The sequence below is a fragment of the Streptomyces sp. SAS_272 genome, assembly GCF_052543235.1.
In genome coordinates, this window is record NZ_JBMNDR010000024.1 from 37041 (window position 1) to 55343 (window position 18303).

General features: G+C 73.1%; 15 protein-coding genes and 2 pseudogenes. 9 read left to right on the forward strand and 8 right to left on the reverse strand.

Going from position 1 to position 18303, the window contains the following annotated elements; translation table 11 throughout:
- The 4 genes from ACN6LD_RS16305 to ACN6LD_RS16320 form a co-directional block, all read left to right on the forward strand.
- Nucleotides 1-725: aspartate/glutamate racemase family protein (locus tag ACN6LD_RS16305; RefSeq protein WP_445043528.1), on the forward strand; the 725-nt coding region annotated here is incomplete at its 5' end.
- A 311-nt stretch (nucleotides 726-1036) separates the two neighbouring features.
- Nucleotides 1037-1414 (forward strand): hypothetical protein, encoded by a 378-nt coding sequence (locus tag ACN6LD_RS16310; protein WP_319196265.1) that lies wholly within the window; start codon nucleotides 1037-1039, stop codon nucleotides 1412-1414.
- A gap of 322 nt (nucleotides 1415-1736) precedes the next feature.
- Nucleotides 1737-3776 (forward strand): FUSC family protein, encoded by a 2040-nt coding sequence (locus ACN6LD_RS16315; RefSeq protein WP_445043529.1) that lies wholly within the window; start codon nucleotides 1737-1739, stop codon nucleotides 3774-3776.
- 234 nt (nucleotides 3777-4010) lie between these two features.
- A complete protein-coding gene (locus ACN6LD_RS16320; RefSeq protein ID WP_319196269.1) occupies nucleotides 4011-4187 on the forward strand; it encodes a hypothetical protein in 177 nt (58 codons plus the stop codon).
- Nucleotides 4188-4329: 142 nt separating this feature from the next.
- On the opposite strand, the gene ACN6LD_RS16325 is transcribed toward ACN6LD_RS16320, so the two are convergent.
- The 3 genes and pseudogenes from ACN6LD_RS16325 to ACN6LD_RS16335 all read right to left on the reverse strand — a co-directional run.
- Nucleotides 4330-6144: an ABC transporter ATP-binding protein gene (locus tag ACN6LD_RS16325; RefSeq protein WP_445043545.1), complete on the reverse strand. Its 1815-nt coding sequence runs from the start codon at nucleotides 6142-6144 to the stop codon at nucleotides 4330-4332.
- A gap of 339 nt (nucleotides 6145-6483) precedes the next feature.
- On the reverse strand, nucleotides 6484-6927 hold the full coding sequence (locus tag ACN6LD_RS16330; protein WP_319196278.1) for a hypothetical protein: 444 nt from the start codon (nucleotides 6925-6927) through the stop codon (nucleotides 6484-6486).
- A 245-nt stretch (nucleotides 6928-7172) separates the two neighbouring features.
- Nucleotides 7173-7868 (reverse strand): annotated as a pseudogene (locus ACN6LD_RS16335) (ATP-binding protein); the annotation flags it as partial.
- 267 nt (nucleotides 7869-8135) lie between these two features.
- On the opposite strand from ACN6LD_RS16335, the gene ACN6LD_RS16340 reads away from it, so the two are divergent.
- Entirely contained in the window at nucleotides 8136-8996 is an 861-nt protein-coding gene (locus ACN6LD_RS16340; protein ID WP_319196272.1) for a helix-turn-helix domain-containing protein, read from the forward strand.
- A complete protein-coding gene (locus ACN6LD_RS16345; protein WP_319196274.1) occupies nucleotides 8997-9251 on the forward strand; it encodes a DUF397 domain-containing protein in 255 nt (84 codons plus the stop codon). It begins immediately after the preceding gene.
- Nucleotides 9252-9767: 516 nt separating this feature from the next.
- Here the strand turns inward: ACN6LD_RS16345 and pdxR are convergent.
- Nucleotides 9768-11210 carry a MocR-like pyridoxine biosynthesis transcription factor PdxR gene (pdxR, locus tag ACN6LD_RS16350; protein ID WP_319196276.1) on the reverse strand — a complete coding sequence of 481 codons (1443 nt, stop codon included), beginning with the start codon at nucleotides 11208-11210 and terminating at the stop codon, nucleotides 9768-9770.
- Nucleotides 11211-11587: 377 nt separating this feature from the next.
- Here pdxR and ACN6LD_RS16355 point away from each other — a divergent pair.
- A pseudogene (locus ACN6LD_RS16355) lies at nucleotides 11588-12037 on the forward strand (carboxymuconolactone decarboxylase family protein); the annotation flags it as partial.
- A gap of 210 nt (nucleotides 12038-12247) precedes the next feature.
- On the opposite strand, the gene ACN6LD_RS16360 reads toward ACN6LD_RS16355, so the two are convergent.
- The 3 genes from ACN6LD_RS16360 to ACN6LD_RS16370 form a co-directional block, all read right to left on the reverse strand.
- Nucleotides 12248-13735, reverse strand: a complete 1488-nt coding sequence (locus ACN6LD_RS16360; protein WP_319198004.1) for a glutamate synthase subunit beta — start codon at nucleotides 13733-13735, stop codon at nucleotides 12248-12250.
- A gap of 233 nt (nucleotides 13736-13968) precedes the next feature.
- A complete protein-coding gene (locus ACN6LD_RS16365; protein WP_319198005.1) occupies nucleotides 13969-14448 on the reverse strand; it encodes an anthrone oxygenase family protein in 480 nt (159 codons plus the stop codon).
- Nucleotides 14449-14624: 176 nt separating this feature from the next.
- Nucleotides 14625-15245, reverse strand: a complete 621-nt coding sequence (locus ACN6LD_RS16370; RefSeq protein WP_445043530.1) for a DUF2293 domain-containing protein — start codon at nucleotides 15243-15245, stop codon at nucleotides 14625-14627.
- 469 nt (nucleotides 15246-15714) lie between these two features.
- On the opposite strand from ACN6LD_RS16370, the gene ACN6LD_RS16375 reads away from it, so the two are divergent.
- A complete protein-coding gene (locus tag ACN6LD_RS16375; protein WP_319191174.1) occupies nucleotides 15715-16347 on the forward strand; it encodes a nucleoside/nucleotide kinase family protein in 633 nt (210 codons plus the stop codon).
- A gap of 189 nt (nucleotides 16348-16536) precedes the next feature.
- Entirely contained in the window at nucleotides 16537-16971 is a 435-nt protein-coding gene (locus tag ACN6LD_RS16380) for a CBS domain-containing protein (RefSeq protein ID WP_319191176.1), read from the forward strand.
- A gap of 21 nt (nucleotides 16972-16992) precedes the next feature.
- Here ACN6LD_RS16380 and ACN6LD_RS16385 read toward each other — a convergent pair whose 3' ends face one another.
- Nucleotides 16993-18120, reverse strand: a complete 1128-nt coding sequence (locus ACN6LD_RS16385; RefSeq protein WP_445043531.1) for a magnesium and cobalt transport protein CorA — start codon at nucleotides 18118-18120, stop codon at nucleotides 16993-16995.
- Nucleotides 18121-18303: the final 183 nt, after the last annotated feature.

An 18303-nucleotide genomic window follows, 5' to 3' on the forward strand; every position in this document is an offset into this window, starting at 1 on the left:
TCCCCCCCCTCCCCCCCCCCCCCCCCCCCACCGCCGTGACCGGACTGACCCCCGAGTGGGGTCCCGAGTCGGCGGAGAGCTGGCTGGACAGCTACCTCTCCGCGGCGGCGGTCATGGACGCTCTGCGGACCTATGCAGGACCGCCCTACGACGCCGTCGTCATGGCCGGATTCGGCGAGCACGGCCGGGAGGGCGTGCGGGAGTTGGTCGACGTGCCCGTCGTCGACATCACCGAGGCGGCGGCGCATCTGGCATGCCTGCTCGGGCGCCGGTACGGGGTGGTGACCACGCTGCAGCGCTCCTGCGGACAGATCGAGGACAGCCTGGAGCTCGCGGGCGTGGGCCGCAACTGCGCCGCCGTCGTGGGCACCGGGCTCGGCGTTCTCGATCTCGGCGACGCCGAGCGCACGGAGGCGGCCTTCCTGGCCGCGGCCGAACGGGCCCGGCTGGCGGGGGCCGAGGTGCTGGTCCTCGGATGCGCCGGGATGACGGGGCTGCAGCGGGCGGTGGGGGACAAGCTGGGCCTGCCGGTCGTCGACGGGGTGGGGGCTGCGGTGAAGCTGGCGGAAGGGCTGGTGGGGCTGGGCCTGACGACCAGCCGGACGGGAAGCTTCGCGAAACCGGAACCCAAGGGGAGGGCATGGCGGCCCACTCGGACGGACGGCTCGGACGGCCCGGACGGCCCGGGTAGCTCGGGCGGACGGCCCCGGCCCATCGCTCGTTGACGAGAGCCCGCAGGGGAAGGTCACGGGCGCGGCCCCGGACCAGCGCGGCGACGGGACGGTCCTCCGGGGGAACCTCCCCCCGCCATCGCCGATCCGGCCCTCGCCGCGCGCCCTGCCGCCGATCTCGCCGTCGCAGCCCGCGCCACTGCCGATCGCGCCGCCGACGCTTACCCGGCGGATCAAACCGTTGGACTGAGCGGACCGTCTTCGAAAAGCTTGGTGCCATGCGCAGCAAGAGCCTGGGCCGTTTCACGGGGGCGGACTTCTAGCGGGCCACGCCGGAAGTTCCGGCGGGCCCCAGAAGGTCTGCCATGTCCCGAACCGTCCATCACGTCCCTCTCCGGCATCGCGTCGAGCCGCTTGAGCTGTTCGACCAGGGCCGGCACCTCGCCACGGGCCACTTCCTAGTGGAACTTCGTTACCGCGCCGCGGACTTGACTCGCGCGCGGCGCGAGCGGCGGCGTCCTGCGCCCGTACTGCTGGTCCGGGCGTTCCGCGCCCACACCTTTCCGCGGAGCCTGAACGAGCAGGTCGACGACCCTTACGAGCGGCGTGCCCGCGCAGCGCTGGCCGTTTTCCGCTCGACGGCGCGCAACCGTCTGCGGGCGGCCCCGCCCGGCGCTCTCCTCGCCGCGGCCGAGGAACTGGACCATCCGCCGACCCGCCACCGCCACCGGAACCTGTGGTAGCGCTGACCGGCACGACGCGGGCGAAGGCCGTGCGCCCCTCTTCGGCGGGAGGAGCGGGAGGAGCGGGCGCGGCTGGTGGAGCGGGGGCGGCCGGAGGAGCGGCCGGATCGGACGGGACGCCCTGTTTTCGGCACGAGAGGCGCTCTTCGGGCGTTGCGTTCATAAAGAATGCGGGTTCGGCCGTTCCCGTCACCTCGTCGCAACGCAACGGCCCCGCTCCGCACGGAACCACCGCCTACCGTGGACACCACAGCTCACCGCTGACCGCCCCGGCCACCGTCGCCCGAAGGCGCACCCCCGCCCTCGCCCCGACAGGAGCTCCGTGTTCCCGCGCCCGCACATTCCCGCTCGCGCACATGCCGTCCTGCCGCCCTGGCTCTCCCACGCCCTGCGCACCCAGCGAGGGCCGGTGCCGTGGAGCGCGGTCACCCGCGGGGCGCTGTCGGCCGGCCCCCTTCTCCTGGCCGCTCTGCTCGCCGGGCAGATCTCGCTCGGGGTCGTCGCCGCCATAGCCGCCATGCTCGCCGGGATCAACGACCGGCCCGGCAGCCGACGGGCCTCCGTCAAGCGGCTGGGGGCGCCCGCGTTCGCCGGAGCGGCCGGACTGTTCGCCGGCACCTACGGCGGGGAGCAGCTGGAGGCCGTCGCGCTGACGGCCGTCCTGACCGGTCTCGGGCTCCTCGCCGGCGGGATGAGCGCGATCGGGCCGGTCGCCTCCGCGGCGGGTACGCAGTTGCTGGTCGGCGCGGCGGTCGGGGCCGGGATGCCGCTGCCGGAGGAGGGATGGGCGCGCGCTCTCGCCTACCTCGCGGGGGCGGGCTGGCTGCTGGCCCTGCGGCTCGCGCTGCCCACGCCGGGCGCGCTGACCGGTGACTTCCGCTTCGACGGGGAGCGGGACGCGGTGGCCCGTGTCTACGACGCCGTCGCGGAGCTGCTCGACACCGTCGGCACGGGGCGCGCCGTCGAACGCCGGGCAGCGCTCACCGCCGCCCTCGACCATGCCCAGGACGCCCTGGCCGGCCCCCGGCTGCGCCGCCGCGCGGGTTCCGCGGTCGAACGGCGGCTGCATGCCCAGTACGCCGCCGCGCTGCCGCTCGCCGAGGCCGCGACCGCGCTGGCCTGGACCGGGGAACCGCTCTCGCAACGGGCTTCCCTCGGACCCCGCCGGCTCGCCGACGCCGTACGTCAGAACACCCACACCGGCCCGCTGCCGGCGCCCTCCCGGTCCGCCCCCGCGCTGCGCGCCCTCGACGACGCTCTGTTGCACGCCGCCGAAGCCTTCGACCAGGGGCGCGGGAGCGACCTGCACACCCGGCGGCGCGGCGCACGCGACCTGCTGCGCGCCGCGTTCGGTGCGGGCGGCCGGGAGTACGGGCTGCGGGTCGCCCTCTCCTTCGGGGTCGCCGTCGCCGTCGCGCAGGCCCTCTACCACTCGCACGAATACGGGCGGCACCCGCACTGGTACTGGCTGCCCGCCACCGCCGTCTTCCTGGTGAAACCCGACCTCGGCCCCCTGGTGTCCCGGGTGCTCTGCCGGGCGGCGGGCACCGTGCTCGGGGCGCTGCTCTTCGCCGGCTTCGCCGCCGTGCTGCCCCGGCCGGAGGGGCTGGTCGCGCTCGTCGCCGTCTGCGGTGCGCTGATACCGGTCGCCACCCGGCACTTCGCCGCCCAGACCGCCGTCGCCACGGTCCTCGTACTGGCTCTGGTGATGGTCGGCGGGGAGCCGCAGGCCTCGGTCAGCCGGATCGTGGAGACGCTGCTGGCCTGCGTGATCGTGCTGATCGTCGGGCATCTGCCGATGCCGGCGGAGCGCGGCGGACAGGTGCGGGCCCAGCTCGCCGCGGCCGCGGCCGCCGCGCACGCCTACCTCGCCCACGTCCTCGCCGGAGCCGGCGAGGGCCCGGCTCTCGGCGCTTCGGAGGACGGCCCGGCTTTCGGCGCCTCGAAGGACGGCTCCGCTCACCGTGGTTCGGACGGCGGCTCCGCTCTGCGGGACTCCGATGACGGCTCGCTCCTCGGTGGCTCCGACGACCGTTCCGTCCGCTGGACGCTGCGCCGTGAGGCCTATCGCACGCTTGCCGAGGCCCGTACCGCCATCGCTCTCGCCGCCCACGAACTGCCCGCGCTCGCCCGGCACACGCAGGGCACGGACGAGGTCGCCGCCGTCCTGGAACGGCTCGTCGACACGACCACCGCCTGCGCGGTCCACCTCGACGACGCCGGGCGGCTCACCACCCGGCACCGGAATCGCCTCACCGAGCTCCTCGGCGAACTCGCGGTGGGCAGCGCACGGGTGGGGCTGCCCGGCCCGGCGCCCTCCCTGCCTCCCGCGACGCGGGCGAACCTCTCCGCACCACGCTGAGGTCTTCCGTGCCGGCGCTGCGCGATGGGCGCCCTCGCCGTCACGGCCTTTACGACCGGTGAGACGTGTACGACCACGGACACGCAAGGCGCCGGGGATGTTCGTCAGGTGACCGGATTCTCACACTCCGCACCGAACGCGTGTCACCTATGTCTCAGTCCGGCAACCGGGCGAGGCGATCGGCCTCTGTGCAGCGTTAACTCCTACAAGTACGACGCTGATCGGAGGTGCGAGATGGTGAACGGGCGAACCGTGCTCGAACGCTTTCCCGCGGGCGGGCCGCGCGGGTCGTGGCCCGCGGAGGAGTTCGCGCACGCGCGGCGCATGGAGGGACTGGCCGCCGAGGTCGTCATGGACCTCGCCACGGACACGTTCCTGGTCGTCGTCCGCAGCGTCGACGCCACGCAGTGAGATCAGCCGGCCGGTGCCTCGTGCCGGTGCCTCGTGCCGGTGCCTCGTGCCCGGTGTCGGTGGTCGGTGGTCGATGCCGGCCGGCCGGTGACCGGGGACGGCCGCCGGTGACGGGTGTCAGCCGCCCGGTCGGTGACGGGTGTCAGCCCGACGGGGACCGGGCCGGCGTCGGCACCGTGAACTGCTCGGCCTGGAGCGCGTACAGCTCGGCGTAGACGCCGCCTCCCGCGAGCAGTTCGTCCGGCGTCCCGGACTCCACCAGTCGGCCCTGGTCGAGGACGTGCACCAGGTCGGCGTGCCGGACCGACGCCAGCCGGTGGGTGATCAGGACGACCGTCTGGCCGCTGTCGGCCAGCGCGCGGATCTTCTCGAAGACCTCCAGCTCGGCCCGGGCGTCCAGGGCCGCCGTCGGCTCGTCCACGATCAGGATGCGCCCGCGCCGGTAGGCCGCCCGTGCGATGCCCAGGCGCTGCCACTGGCCGCCGGACAGCTCGTGTCCGCCGCTGAAGTGCCGGGCGAGCAGGGTGTCCAGACCGCGCGGAAGATCCGTGACGACCTCCTCGGCCCCCGCCTCCGCGATCGAGGCGGCGAGTCGGTCCTCGGTCAACGGCGCGGCGGAACGTCCGACGGCGATGTTGACCCGGGCGGTGAACGGCCACCTCTTGAAGTCCTGCGCCACCATCGCGATCCGTTCGGCGAGCCGGTGCCGGTCGGCGTCGGCTGCGTCCACGCCGTCCCACAGAATCCGTCCCCGGTCCGGTCTGTACAGCCCGGCCAGCAGTTTCACCAGTGTCGTCTTGCCGGAGCCGTTCTCGCCGACCAGCGCGATGATCCGTCCCAGCGGGAGCGAGAGGGTGACGTCGTCGAGGGCGGGGCGCGCCGACTCGCCCGGGTAGCCGAACGTGACGTTCTCGAAGCGGATCTCGCGCGGATCGTCCGGGAGGGCCACGCCTCCCACCGGGATCGCCCGATCGGCCGCCTCCACGTACAGCCGCTGCAGATCGCCCACGAACAGGGCCTCCTCGTGCAGCTGGTTGACCTCCAGCACCAGGGTGTTGAGGCTCGCCGAGCCGCTGCGGATCGCGATGACGGCCGTCCCCGCCACCGCGAGCGCCATCGTCCCGGTGAACAGCAGTCCGCCGAGCGTGGCGTAGGTGGCCAGCGTGGCCACCCCTGTCCAGGTCGCCGCGACCAGCCCGGTGCGGGCGGCGAGCCGGGCCAGCCGGGCCTGCTCCGCCTCGGCGGTCTCGGACATCGCGCGGAAGTGGCGCAGCAGGAACGGGCCGACGCCGTGGACCCGGATCTCGGGCGCCGCGGCGGGTTCGGTGAGCAGACCGGCGATGAGGTGCCCCGCGCGCGCGTGCTGCACCCAGGTGTGGAACGACTCGTAGCGGCGCCGGGCGTTCGTCAGGGCGCTCCAGGCGCTGGGCAGGGTCATCGTCACCAGCAACGGCAGCAGGAGCGGATGCAGCACCGTCAGTACGCCGGCCGAGGCGATCAGGGAGATCAGCGCGTTCACGACGCGCGTGCCGTGGCTGATCATGTAGCGGCTGGAGCGGGCTCCGTACTGGGCGGTGTCCAGCAGCTTGTGAAAGGCGTGGTCCTCGATCGCGGCGAGCTCGACCGCGGCCGCCCGCTCCAGATACAGCTCCGTCGCCACCCGCTCCACCTTGGGCTCCAGCCGCCCGGTGGCATAGGTCGACGCGGCCCGCAGCAGCGCCGAGAGCAGGAGCACGGCGGCCATCAGGGCCAGCGCGGGGGCGGCGCCGCGCAGCCGGTCCTCGATCACGCCTCCGGTGATCAGCCGGCCCAGCACGGCGTTCATCGCCAGCAGGCCGACCGCCTGCGCCGCGCCCCGGGCGATCTCGGCGGCCAGGACGATGCGGGCGGCTCGCGGGTCGGCCTGCCGGGCCAGGCGGAGGGTCGCGGTGAGCAGGGACGGCAACCGGGTCACCATGGCCCGGAAGTTGAGCTCCAGGAAGGCGTCCCGGTGCTGGTTCCAGCCCGTGTCGTAGCGGAGCGGTCCGCCGAACAGCAGCCGCTCGGACTCGGAGACGTCACGCTCGTCGGGACGTGCCTCCCGAGCCTTTGCTCGCTGCTCCTCCTCCGTCGGACGTCCCTTTCCCGCCTGCCGTGCCTGCCCCACCGTCGGCCTCCCCGGTCGCGATCGCGGACGACGGCCACTATCGCGGGAGGAGGAGCCCCGAGGGCAGGGCGCAGGAGGAGGGAGACGGGACGCGCGGGCGTGCGCCGGGACGGAGGCGCCGGCCGCTCGCAGAGGTCCGGGAGGTCTCTCTCAGGCGCTGATCGGCCGTGACCAGGCGGGCGTCGTGCCCGTCAGGCGGCACAGGGCCAGGTACAGGGGGATCGGCGGGGTGTAAGGAAGAGTGCCGTCCGGCCGGTGGATGAGACCGGGGGCCCGCGGGGAGTCCGTGAGGAGCGCGCCCGTGGCGTACTGCGCGGGCGCGGGCCATTCCAGCGCGTAGTCGGAGTCCGACGGGACCAGCCACCACCAGTGCGCCTGGTCGGCGTAGACACAGCCCATGCGCGGCAGCCGCGGCATGAGCAGCGGGCCAAGGCGGGCGGGGACGGAGACGGCGTCGCATCCCAGCGGGGCGGTCATGCCTTCCGGGACCGCGAGCCGGCGCGGGGCCGCGGCGGCGGGCGGGCCGCCCGGTCCGCGGTGCAGGCGCACCAGTGTGTCGAGCGTGCGCACCGGTGCCCGGCCGGGGCCGGGGATCACGTCCTGCCCCGCTCGCGACCGTGCTCGAGCGGCTGGGGGAGCGGGAGCGCGGCCGCCGGGTGGCTGGGCGTCCGGGCGTATCGGGCGCCCAGGCCCCCGACGGCGTTGTGGTCGGCCGTGCGGTGCCACTGCGGTGCCACGCGGGCGGCGAGGACGCCGGAGCCGGACGCGGGGTGCGGGCGGGCCGTCGGTTCGGTCGGCGCCGGTCCGGCCGGCGCGTGGAGCCGCTGTTCGGCCGGCTCGTCCTCGTCGGCCGGGTCGTCGCCCGTCCCCGGCTTCGGGCGGGCGCCCCAGCCGAGGTCGTTGCGCGGCCCCGCGGGGCCGGCGGACGGCCGTGCGGAACCGTCGTGGAACTCGTCCTGGGTGTCGAGGAGGTCGCCGAGGTCGCAGGGGAGCGGTGCGGCGGCGTCGAGGCTGTTGCAGGGTTCGGCCGGGTCACGGGGAGCGTCGGCCTTGCGCAGCAGGTCGGCCCAGACCAGCAGGCCGGGCCCGTGTTCCTGGGCGCCCCAGGAGTGGCAGAGGGCCTCGACCAGGATCAGTCCCCGGCCGTGCTCCTCGTCGGGCCGCTGCGGCGAGGGGTGCGGCTCACCGGGGGCGCAGCCCTGGTCGCGCACGGCTATGCGGACCAGGTCGTCGCCGTCGTGCAGCTCGCAGACGACGATGTCGCTCGCGGTGTGCACGATCGCGTTGGTGACCAGCTCGGAGACGACCAGGGCGGCGGTGTCGCAGGTGTCCTCGCACACCGACCAGCCCGTCAGCCGGGCCCTCGTCAGGCGTCTGGCCTGGGCGGGGGAACCCGGGTGGGCGGCCAGTTCGAATCGGAACCGGCGCTCGGCAGCGGCCTGGTCGGGGCCTGCTCCCGCGCTGGCACCGAGACCCTGGGGGCGGCCTGCGGCGGCGTCTGTTCCTAAGGGCGCGGACGGAATCACGCTTGCCACTATCGCCCCGCCGTGAACACTTGGCAAGTGTCACTCTGAAAAATGCAGAGTGCTGTGTGACGCGGTGGAGGGCCGTGGCACACTGCTCCGCAACAGCACGTAGAACGGCGCCGGTCGGGACCGCCGGAGATCCGTACTCCTCCGTACAGATCTGCGGGCCATGTCCTCGAGTGGCGCCGTAGGGCTGTCGGGATTCTTTCGTGGACCGGCCGGGGCGGGGCTCGTGGGACCCCGCGCGACCGGCCGGGCTCTTCGTGGAGGTGGAGCGTGAGCGAACCGCGGTCCGCGCCGACGGTCGGGCAGGTCGTCCTCGGTCGGCGTCTGCTGGACCTGCGGGAACGCGCCGGGCTCAAGCGCGAGGAAGCCGCCCGCATCCTGCGGGTCGCGCCCGCCACCGTCCGCCGTATGGAGATGGCCGAGGTCAGCCTCAAGATCCCGTATCTGCAGCTGCTGCTGAAGGCCTACGGCGTCACCGACGAGGAGGCCGAGGGCTTCGTCCAGCTCGCCGAGGACGCCAACCAGCCTGGCTGGTGGCAGCGCTTCCACGACGTCCTGCCCGGCTGGTTCTCGATGCACGTCAGCCTCGAGGGCGCCGCGGCGCTCATCCGCCAGTACGAGCCCCACTTCGTCCCCGGACTGCTCCAGACCGAGGACTACGCGCGCGGGGTCCTGAAGTCCGGCGCCATCGGTCAGACCCGGCCGGAGGACATCGAGCGTCTCGTCGCGCTGCGCATACAACGCCAGGATCTGCTCACGCGTGAGGATGCGCCCCGGTTGTGGGTCGTGATGGACGAGACCGTCCTGCGCCGCTCCGCCGGCGGCCCGGAGGTGATGCGCGCGCAGATCGACAAACTGCTCGAGGCCGCGGACCTGCCGAATGTGACGTTGCAGGTCGCCCCGTTCGCGAACGGGCCGCATCCGGGCACGTACGGGCCCTTCGTGCTCTTCCGATTCGCCATGCCGGAGCTTCCGGACATGGTCTACAGCGAGTACCTGACCGGCGCGGTCTATCTCGACGCGCGCACCGAGGTGGCGACCCACCTCGAGGTCATGGACCGCATGGCGGCGCAGGCCGCTACAGCACATCGCACGAAGGAGATCCTCCGGGATCTCCGCAAGGAGTTGTGAATGGATCGCATCAAGCCGCGCAAACGGGTCTACAACGGCATGCCCGCGCGGGACTTGGGCAGCGAAGGCTGGCACAAGCCGTGGAGCGGCGGGAACGGCGGGAACTGCCTGGAGGCGATGAAGCTCGCCGACGGCCGGATCGCCGTCCGCCAGTCCACCGACCCGGACGGTCCGGCGTTGATCTACACCACCGACGAGATGACGGCCTTCATCGAGGGAGCGAAGGCGGGAAAGGCGGACTTCCTGTTGTCCTGACGTGACTGCGGTGACGTTGTGCGATGTCCCGGCCGCCTGTCGATGCCTCGATTGCCTTCTTCCCGCTCGACTTCCTAAATTTGGCACTGAATTGATCTTCATTGACCACACCGGACGCTTATGGAGTGCTTCATGACCGGGCAGGCTCCGACCCTCGCCGCCGAGCGGGGGTACGGCCCGCGCCCTTGACGCAGTAGAGGAGGCACAACGGGCGGGGAGGCGCGGGGAGGGGAGGCGCGGAAAGGCAGCAGGAGTGTTGCCGTGTTTCCGCGGCCCGCTCTCGCGTCCCTCCCGCTGTCGCGCCCAGGCTTCGGTGTCGGCGTTCCTGTCCCGCGGCAGCGCCTCGCCGTCGCCTTTCGCCGCCGTGTCGCCCGGTCGCGGCCCGGCATCGCCGTCCCGCCGGTCGGCGGGGCGGAGAGACGCCTCTCCGCACGCGTCTCTCCGCACGCGTCTTCGGGCACGCGTCTCTCCGCACGCGCCCTTCCCGCCCGCTTCCCGGCGACGGTTCGCCGTCCCTCAGCCGTCGGCCGGGCGCCGCCGCGTGTCCGGCGGGAGCCCCTGGCACAGCGCGTCCAGCGCCGCCCCGTAGGCGTGGTCCGGCGGCGTCGCGTAACCGACCACGAGTCCGTCCTGCGCCGCCATGTCCGTGGCCGGATGACGGAAGTCCGCCAGGCCGTCCAGCGCGACGCCCTGCCACGCGGCCGCCTTCAAGGCCGACCGCTCGGTGCCCGGCGGCAGCCGCAGCACCGCGTGCAGACCGGCCGCCACCCCGGTGACCTCGACGTGCGGCGCCTGTGCGGCGAGCGCCTCGACCAGTCGGTCCCGGCGACCGCGGTACCGCTGCCGCATACGCCGCACATGACGGTCGTACGACCCGGACGCGATGAGGTCGGCCAGGCTGAGCTGGTCCAGAACGCTCGCCCATGCCTCCCGCTCGCCCTTGGCCGCGAGGACCCCGTCCACGTAGCGCCCGGGCAGCGCCATCCAGCCGAGGCGCAGCGCGGGCGACAGGCTCTTGCTGACCGAGCCGATGTAGATCACCCGCTCGGGATCGAGTCCCTGGACCGCCCCGACCGGCTTGCGGTCGTAGCGGAACTCCCCGTCGTAGTCGTCCTCCAGGACGACGCCGCCACGCGAGCGTGCCCAGTCGATCACCGCCGCCCTGCGGTTCGGATGCAGTGGGCCGCCGGTCGGGAACTGGTGCGCCGGCGTGAGCAGCACCGCCCGTTCGCGCCCCAGTCGTCCGACGCAGGCCCCGTCCTCGTCCAGGGGAAGGGGCGTCGTCCGCACTCCCGCCGTCGCCAGCAGTTCCCGGTGGAAGCCCAGCCCGTAGGCCTCCACAGCCAGCGGACCGCGCAGGACCCCGCTGCCCGGGGTGAACAGCAGACGCAGTGCGTGAGCGAAGCCCGAGCAGATCACGAGGCGTTCGGGCACCGTGCGCACACCACGCGCGCGTGCCAGGTACTCGGTCAGTGCCTCCCTCAGTTCCCGGCGTCCGGCGGGGTCGCCGGGCCCGAACGCCTCGGCGGGCGCCTGCTGGAGGGCGCGCCGGTAGGAGGCCAGCCACGCCGAACGCGGGAACGAGGAAACGTCCGGAACGCCCTGCCGCAGATCGTGCCGGGGGCCACGCGCGCGTGCGGGCGCCCTGACGGCCACGCGCTCGGACCGGCGCAGCGGCTCGGCCCGCTCGGCCACCCGCGTGCCGGAGCCCTGCCGGGCTGTCAGCCAGCCCTCCGCGACGAGTTCCGCGTACGCGTCGGCCGCCGTGTTGCGGGCGACGCCGAGGTCGGCGGCGAGAGAACGGTAGGGCGGCAGGCGGGTTCCCGGAGGGAGCCGTCCACTCCGCACGGCCTCGCGCAGCGCCCGGATGAGCGCGGCTCGCCGCCCGCCCGGCCCGGACAGCTCCAGATGCAGGTCCGCGCCGATCCGCTGCGCGGAATTGACCCATGAATCCGCCATGAGAATGCACCCTACAGGCAGTCTTTCCTCTCCCTAGGTTGATGGTCATGACGCCGAGGAGGAGAGCGACCGGTGCCGACCTGGGGCCCGCGGGCCCCAGCCCAGAGCTGGACACAGGCGTGGGGGTGAAGGCGGAGGTGGGGGTTCAGGTGAGGCAAGAGGTAGAGGCGCAGGCAGAGGCAGAGGCAGAGGCAGAGGCAGAGGCGGAGACGGGGACGGAGGCGGAGGCCGAGGCGGGGGTGAAGGCGGGGGTGGACTCGGGCCTGGGCCAGGACTCGGGCCTGGGTACGGACCCGGACCGGCATCCGGACCCGGGTGAGGCCAGGCGCGGGGGCGAGGGCGACGGCGGGGTCGGGGGCCCCGGGCAGGCCGGAGGCAGGACCCGTCTCGACTTCGGCCGGTCCGCCCGCAAGGCGTTCCGCGCTCTCGTCGGCCTCGACGCCGCCGCACGCGAGGGCCTGGACCCGGCCCTCGTCGAACTGATCCAGATTCGGGCCTCCCGTCTCAACGGCTGCGCCTACTGCCTGCACATGCACACGGGCGACGCCCGCAGGGCCGGCGAGAGCGAGGAACGGCTGCACATGGTGGCCGTCTGGCGCGAGGCCCGTCACTTCTTCACGGAGCGGGAGCAGGCCGCCCTGGCCCTGACGGACGCGGTGACGCTGGTGGCCGACGACGGCGTCCCGGACGACGTCTACGCCGCGGCCGCAGCCCGCTTCGACGAGAGCGAGCTGGCTCAGGTGCTGGCCCTGATCTGTACGATCAACACGTGGAACCGGGTGGCTCTGACCACGGCGAAGATCGCGGGGACCGACGAGCGGCGCTGAGAACGCGGCCCGCGTCCCGAGTCCCGAGTCCCGCGTCCCGAGTCCCGCGTCCCGAGTCCCGCGTCCCGCGTCCCGAGTCCCGAGTCCCGAGTCCCGCGTCCCGCTGTCCACGGCCCCCGCGGAGGCGGGCGGACAGCCGGAGCGGACGCGACGCACGGCGGTCCGTGTCCCACCCATCAGCCGCGTGAACAACCCTGCGGGTCAATGCATCTAGACGCTCATCGGCCGGTCGTACGGGCCGATCGGCGCCGGCAGCCGGGAGGTGCCCGTCAGGCGACGGTCGACGGCCGCCGCCACCGCCCGCCCCTCGGCGATGGCCCACACGATCAGCGACTGGCCGCGCGCCGCGTCCCCCGCGGCGAAGACGCCGGGGACGTTCGTCGCGAAACCGGCGTCCCGTGCGATCGTGCCGCGCGGTTCCAGGGTCAGCCCGAGCTGTTCGACGAGCCCGTCCTCCCGGTCGGGTCCGGAGAAGCCGAGGGCGAGCAGCACCAGGTCGGTGCGGAGCGCGCGAGCCGTGCCGGCCACCGGCCTGCGCCGAGCGTCCACCTCGGTGAGGTGCAGGGACTGCACGTGACCGGTCTCGTCGCCGGAGAAACGGAGTGTGGACGCGGCGAACAGCCGGGCGTCCGCGTCCGCGGCAGGCGCGGACCGCAGATCGCGCGCCTCCTCGTGCGCCGCCGAGAGGCGGTAGATCTTCGGATACGTCGGCCAGGGGTCGGCGTCCTCGTCGCGCTCCGCGCCGGGCTGAGCGTAGATGTCCAGCTGGGTCACGGAGGCGGCGCCGTCGCGCACCGCCGTGCCCAGGCAGTCGGCGCCGGTGTCGCCGCCGCCGACGATGACGACGTGCTTCCCGGCGGCGGACATGGGGGACCTCTCCAGATCTCCCTCGCACACCCGGTTGGCCAGCGGCAGATACTCCATCGCCTGGTGTATGCCGGTCAACTCCCGTCCCGGGACGTGCAGTTCGCGCCACTCGGTCGCCCCGGTGGCGATCACCACGGCGTCGTAGCGGGACCGCAGATCCGCGGCCATGACGTCCCGCCCGACGGTGGTCGACGTGCGGAACTTCGTGCCCTCGGCCCGCATCTGCTCGATCCGTCGTTCGAGATGCCGCTTCTCCATCTTGAACGCGGGAATGCCGTACCGCATCAGTCCGCCGACGCGGTCGTCCTTCTCGTAGACGGCGACCGTGTGCCCGGCCCGGGTCAACTGCTGCGCGGCGGCCAGCCCGGTGGGCCCGGAGCCGATCACGGCCACCGTCTTCCCCGACAGCCGGTCCGGCGGCCGCGGCGGGGTCAGCCCGTCGGCCCAGGCCCGGTCGGCGATGGCCGCCTCGACGTTCTTGATGGTGACGGCGGGCTGGTTGATGGCCAGGACGCAACCCGCCTCGCACGGCGCCGGACACAACCGGCCGGTGAACTCGGGGAAGTTGTTCGTCGCGTGCAGCCGCTCGGCGGCCGCCCGCCAGTCCTCCCGTGACACCAGGTCGTTCCACTCCGGGATCAGATTGCCGAGCGGGCAGGCCTCGTGGCAGAACGGGACGCCGCAGTCCATGCACCGGTCGGCCTGCTCGCTGATGAGGGGCAGCAGCGCCCCGGGGACGTACACCTCGTCCCAGTCCGCGACCCGTTCCCCGACCGGCCGACGGGGCCAGTCCCGGCGCGGTGTGGTCATGAATCCCTTGGGATCGGCCATGGGCGTGCCCCTTGCGTACGCGTACGACAGGCCGAGCGTCGTCGGGCGGCACTCTCCCGGCCACGATACGTTCTGTCGGCCCTGCACGCAGAGGGGAGTGACACAGGTGCTTCGCTCGGATCAGGGGTGCTTAGGTCGCATCAGAGGTGCTTCGGTCGGATCAGGGGTTCTTCGCTCAGATCAGAGGTGTTTCGGTTTATCAGGGGTGCTTCGGTTCATCAGGGGTGCTTCGGTCAGACCAGGGCGAGGAGGTACACGGCCGCCGAGGCCGCGGACGCCAGCGTGCGCACATGGTTCCACCGCGTCCACTCACGCAGGTAGACGGGCCAGTACGCGTCGGCCTCCGGCGTGCCCGGCTCCTTCCGCGTCAGCGCCTCGTTGCGCGGCACGTTCGCCACGACGGTCACTCCGAACGCGCCGCACAGATACAGCGCGCTGCCCACCAGCAGGCGTGCGGTCCCGTGGTCCGGCAACAACACGAACGTCACCACGGTGATCACCGCGCACAGCGCCGCGGAGCCGAGGAACAGGACCATGAACACCGGAGTCATCGCCGAGGCGTTGATCGCGTTCATCGCCGCCGCGCCCTGCGCGGGCGGCAGCGCGGCGAGTCCTCGCATCACCAGGACGGAGAAGGCGCAGAAGACCCCGGCCATCAGTCCCGTCGTCAACGCGCCCAGCACCGCGAGCACCACATACGGTCCCTCGATCATGACAACGTCAACTCCCACCCGTCCAGCGTGATCCTGCCCGGTACCGCCTCTCACCTCAAGTGAGATCCCGCTCATGATCGTTGACCATCGTCGAGACGCGCGACGACATGCGCGGACGTCCCCCGTCTCCGGTCGTCCCGTCGGCCTTGTCCGAGCCGCGCGGTGCGTACCCGCCTCTAAGCCGCGGTGACGCCGTCCCTGGCCGTCCGGACGCCCCGGTCGTCGCCCCACGTGCGGATCAGCGTCTCCACGTCCCCCGCGATCCGGCGGCGCGCCTCGTGCCGTGGCACGCCGCTCATCAACAGCCGGTCGTACGGCGTGTCCAGGTGCCGGACGGACGCCCTGACCGCGAAGACGACCGCCGCCTCGGACAGCGCCCGCCCGGCGGCGCTGCGGCCGACCCGGCCGCTGCCGCGCAGAGAGGCATGCGCGGCGATCCCGTGCGCCCGTTCTTCCGGACAGCCCGGGAACAGCCGCAAGATCTCCGCCGCGAACATCTCCGCAAAGCGCGCGTCCTGCGCCGACCGCAGCCGGGCGTCGCGTGCCCGACGCCGGCGCCGGGCCTCCGCGTCCGCCAGACACCGCTCCTCGGCGCGGGCAAGCGCGGCCTCCTCGACCAGGACGCCCTGCCGTTCGTACCGACCCTTGCGCCGGTTGAACCGGACGACCACCACCGACAGCCCGCTCTCCTCCCGTGACCTGCGTGTCAGTGCCGTGTCGCCGCTCGGCAGGAACACCAGGTGCCCGAGGTCGGCGCAGTCCAGACAGCGCGGTGCGGCGTCCTCCAGGATCAGCATCGGCAGCGGCCCGCGTCGGCAACCGGCGCAGTGCTTCCGCCGCAGCGGCTGGACGGCCAGAAGGCCGGGCCCCACACCGACCGCGGGTCCGGAGCCGACACCCACTGCGGGTCCGGCCCCCACACCGACCGCGGGTCCGGGCCTGATCGCGGGTCCGGGCTCGTGATCAGGCCCGATTCCGGGGGTGGGGAGGGCTGCGCTTGCCATAGGGGTTTCATTCCCCGCCCCTGGCGCGGCGGCACCTGCCCGCCACCTGTCACCCGCCACCTGTCACCCGCCACCGGTCACCCGCCTCCTGTCACCCGCCTCCTGTCACCCGCCATCTGACGTCCGCCGCCTCTAATCCGGCTCCTGTAGCGAGCCGTGCTGCCGCCCGCTGGAATCCGCGTTTCCGGACCGCCCGCCGCCCGCCGCCCGCCGCCCGCAGCCCGCCGCCCGCCGCGGCGAGCGCCTGACGCATCATGGCCGTGTGCGACTCGAAGCGATCACCTGGGAACGGCTCGGCGACGTCCTCACCGAGCGCCTGCTCGACCTGGAACCGGACGACGGCAGCCCCTGGCGCCGCATCGCCTTCGACGGCGCGCCGGCGGCCCGCCCCGGAGACCTCGCCGAGCGCGTCGCGGAAGCGCTGCGCACCCGCGGCCGGCCGTCGTGCGTCGTGGACACGCACGGCTTCCTGCGCCCGGCCTCCCTCCGCCTGGAGTACGGCCATCACGACGTGGACGCGTACTTCGACGGCTGGTTCGACACCGGCGCTCTGTGGCGCGAGGTGTTCAACCCGCTCGAGGCCGACGGCGACGGACGCATCCTGTCCGACCTGCGGGACCCCGTCACCGACCGTGCCACCCGCAGCGATTACGTACCGCTGCCTCCGGGAGGCTTTCTGCTGCTGCACGGTCCGCTCCTTCTGCGGCACTGGTTCCCCTTCGATCTGTCGGTCCACGCCCTGCTCTCCCCGGCCGCCCTGCGCCGCCGCACCCCCGAAGCCGACCACTGGACGCTGCCCGCCTTCGAGCGGTACGTCCAGGAGACCGACCCCGCCGCCACCGCGGATGTGCTCGTCCGGGCCGACGACCCCCGCCACCCGGCCTGGGGCGGCTGACTTCCGGGACCGGGCGGGCGACTTCGGCGCCGCCGAACCGCTCACGGCAGGGGACGACACCGGGCCTCTGCGCCCGACGAGCCGCGCGCAGTTGAGATGCGGGCGCCCGGCGGCGCGGCGAGAATGAAGGGCGCCGGGACTGCGGCGCCCCCCGCGCCGCGCCGGCCGTCCGGCACCGGGAGGTACGTCATGACCACCGCCGGAGACATCATGCACCGGGGCGCCCAGTGGATCCCCGCCCGCGAGACCCTCGACCGCGCCGCCCAGCTGATGCGCGAGCTGAACGTGGGGGCGCTGCCGATCAGCGACGAGAACGAGCGGCTCTGCGGCATCCTCACCGACCGGGACATCGTCGTCGGCTGTGTGGCCGTGGGCCACGACCCCGCCCAGGTAACCGCCGGGGACATGGCTCATGGAACACCACGCTGGATCGACGCGAGCGCGGACGTCGGCGAGGTGCTGCAGGAGATGAAGGACCACCAGATCCGCCGGCTTCCGGTCATCGAGGACAAACGCCTGGTGGGCATGATCAGCGAAGCCGACCTCGCCCGGCACCTGACCGACGACCAGATCGCCGCCTGGGCGGAGAGCGTCTACGCGAGGAGCGGGCCGGCCCCGGCATGACGACGCCCCGGGCCCCCGCGGTCACAGCCAGCCGTTGCGCCGGAAGCCGCGGTGCAGGATCCGGCAGCCGATGGATATCACCACGATGACCAAGGGATAGCCGAACCTCCAGTGCAGCTCCGGCATGGTGTCGAAGTTCATGCCGTACACCCCGCAGACCATCGTCGGCACGGCGATGACCGCCGCCCAGGCCGTGATCTTGCGCATGTCCTCGTTCTGCGCGACCGTCACCTGTGCCAGATGCGCCTGCAGAATCGAGTTGAGCAGCTCGTCGAAGGCAGCGATCTGCTCCGTGGCACGCAACAGGTGGTCCGAGACGTCCCGGAAGTAGGCCTGTATCTCCGGGTCGACCACCCGCACGGGCCGGTCCGCGAGGTCCAGCAGCGGACGGCCGAGCGGCACCACCGCCCGTTTCAGCTGCAGGAGTTCCCGCTTGAGCTGATAGATGCGCCCAGGGTCGGCCCGCGCGCCGTTCTCCGCGAACACATCCGTCTCGACCTGGTCGATGTCCGCCTGCACCGCGTCGAGGACGTGGAGATAGTCGTCGACCACGTGGTCGGCGACGGCGTGCAGCACCGCCGACGGTCCCTTGGCCAGCTGCGCCGTGTCGGACTCCAGCGCCTCGCGCAACGGTCCGAGCGATCCGTGCCGCCCGTGCCGCACCGTGATCACGAAGTCCCGTCCGACGAACACCATGATCTCGCCGGTGTCGACCACCTCGCTGGTCGCGGTCAGCTCCTCGTGCTCCACGTAGCAGACCGTCTTGAACACCGCGAACAACGTCTCGCCGTACCGCTCGACCTTCGGCCGCTGATGGGCCTCGACGGCGTCCTCCACGGCCAGTGGATGCAGGTCGAAGAGCTGGGCGACGCCGGCGAACTCGTCGTTCGTCGGCTCGTGCAGACCGAGCCACACGAAGCCGTGACCGCTGCGGCGCACCCGCTCCACCGTGTCGACGAGATCCACGCCGTGTTCGGCCCGCACGCCGTCCCGGTACGTCACGCAGTTCACCACCGAGGACCCCAGCGGGGAGCGTGCGTGATGGCTCAGGTCGACCCTGGGGCGTCCCCGCGCCAGCCTCGCCACCCCACGCAGGCCGCCGACCCTGCTAAGGCCCGTGACCTTCCGCAGATTCCCCGCCATGGTCATCCGGGTCTCCTTGCGTGTTTCTCCCCGCGCCGTGACCTGCGCCTGCCGCGCCAGTCTGCCAGGCCGGCGCAGGCCGTGGGCAAGCCTGTGGAAAGGAAGGATTCCGCTTTGTTCCCGCCTGTGGACGAACGGACTTCGGGCTGCTCAGGAGAGTCGCACCCGCCTCTCCCGACACGGGATCCC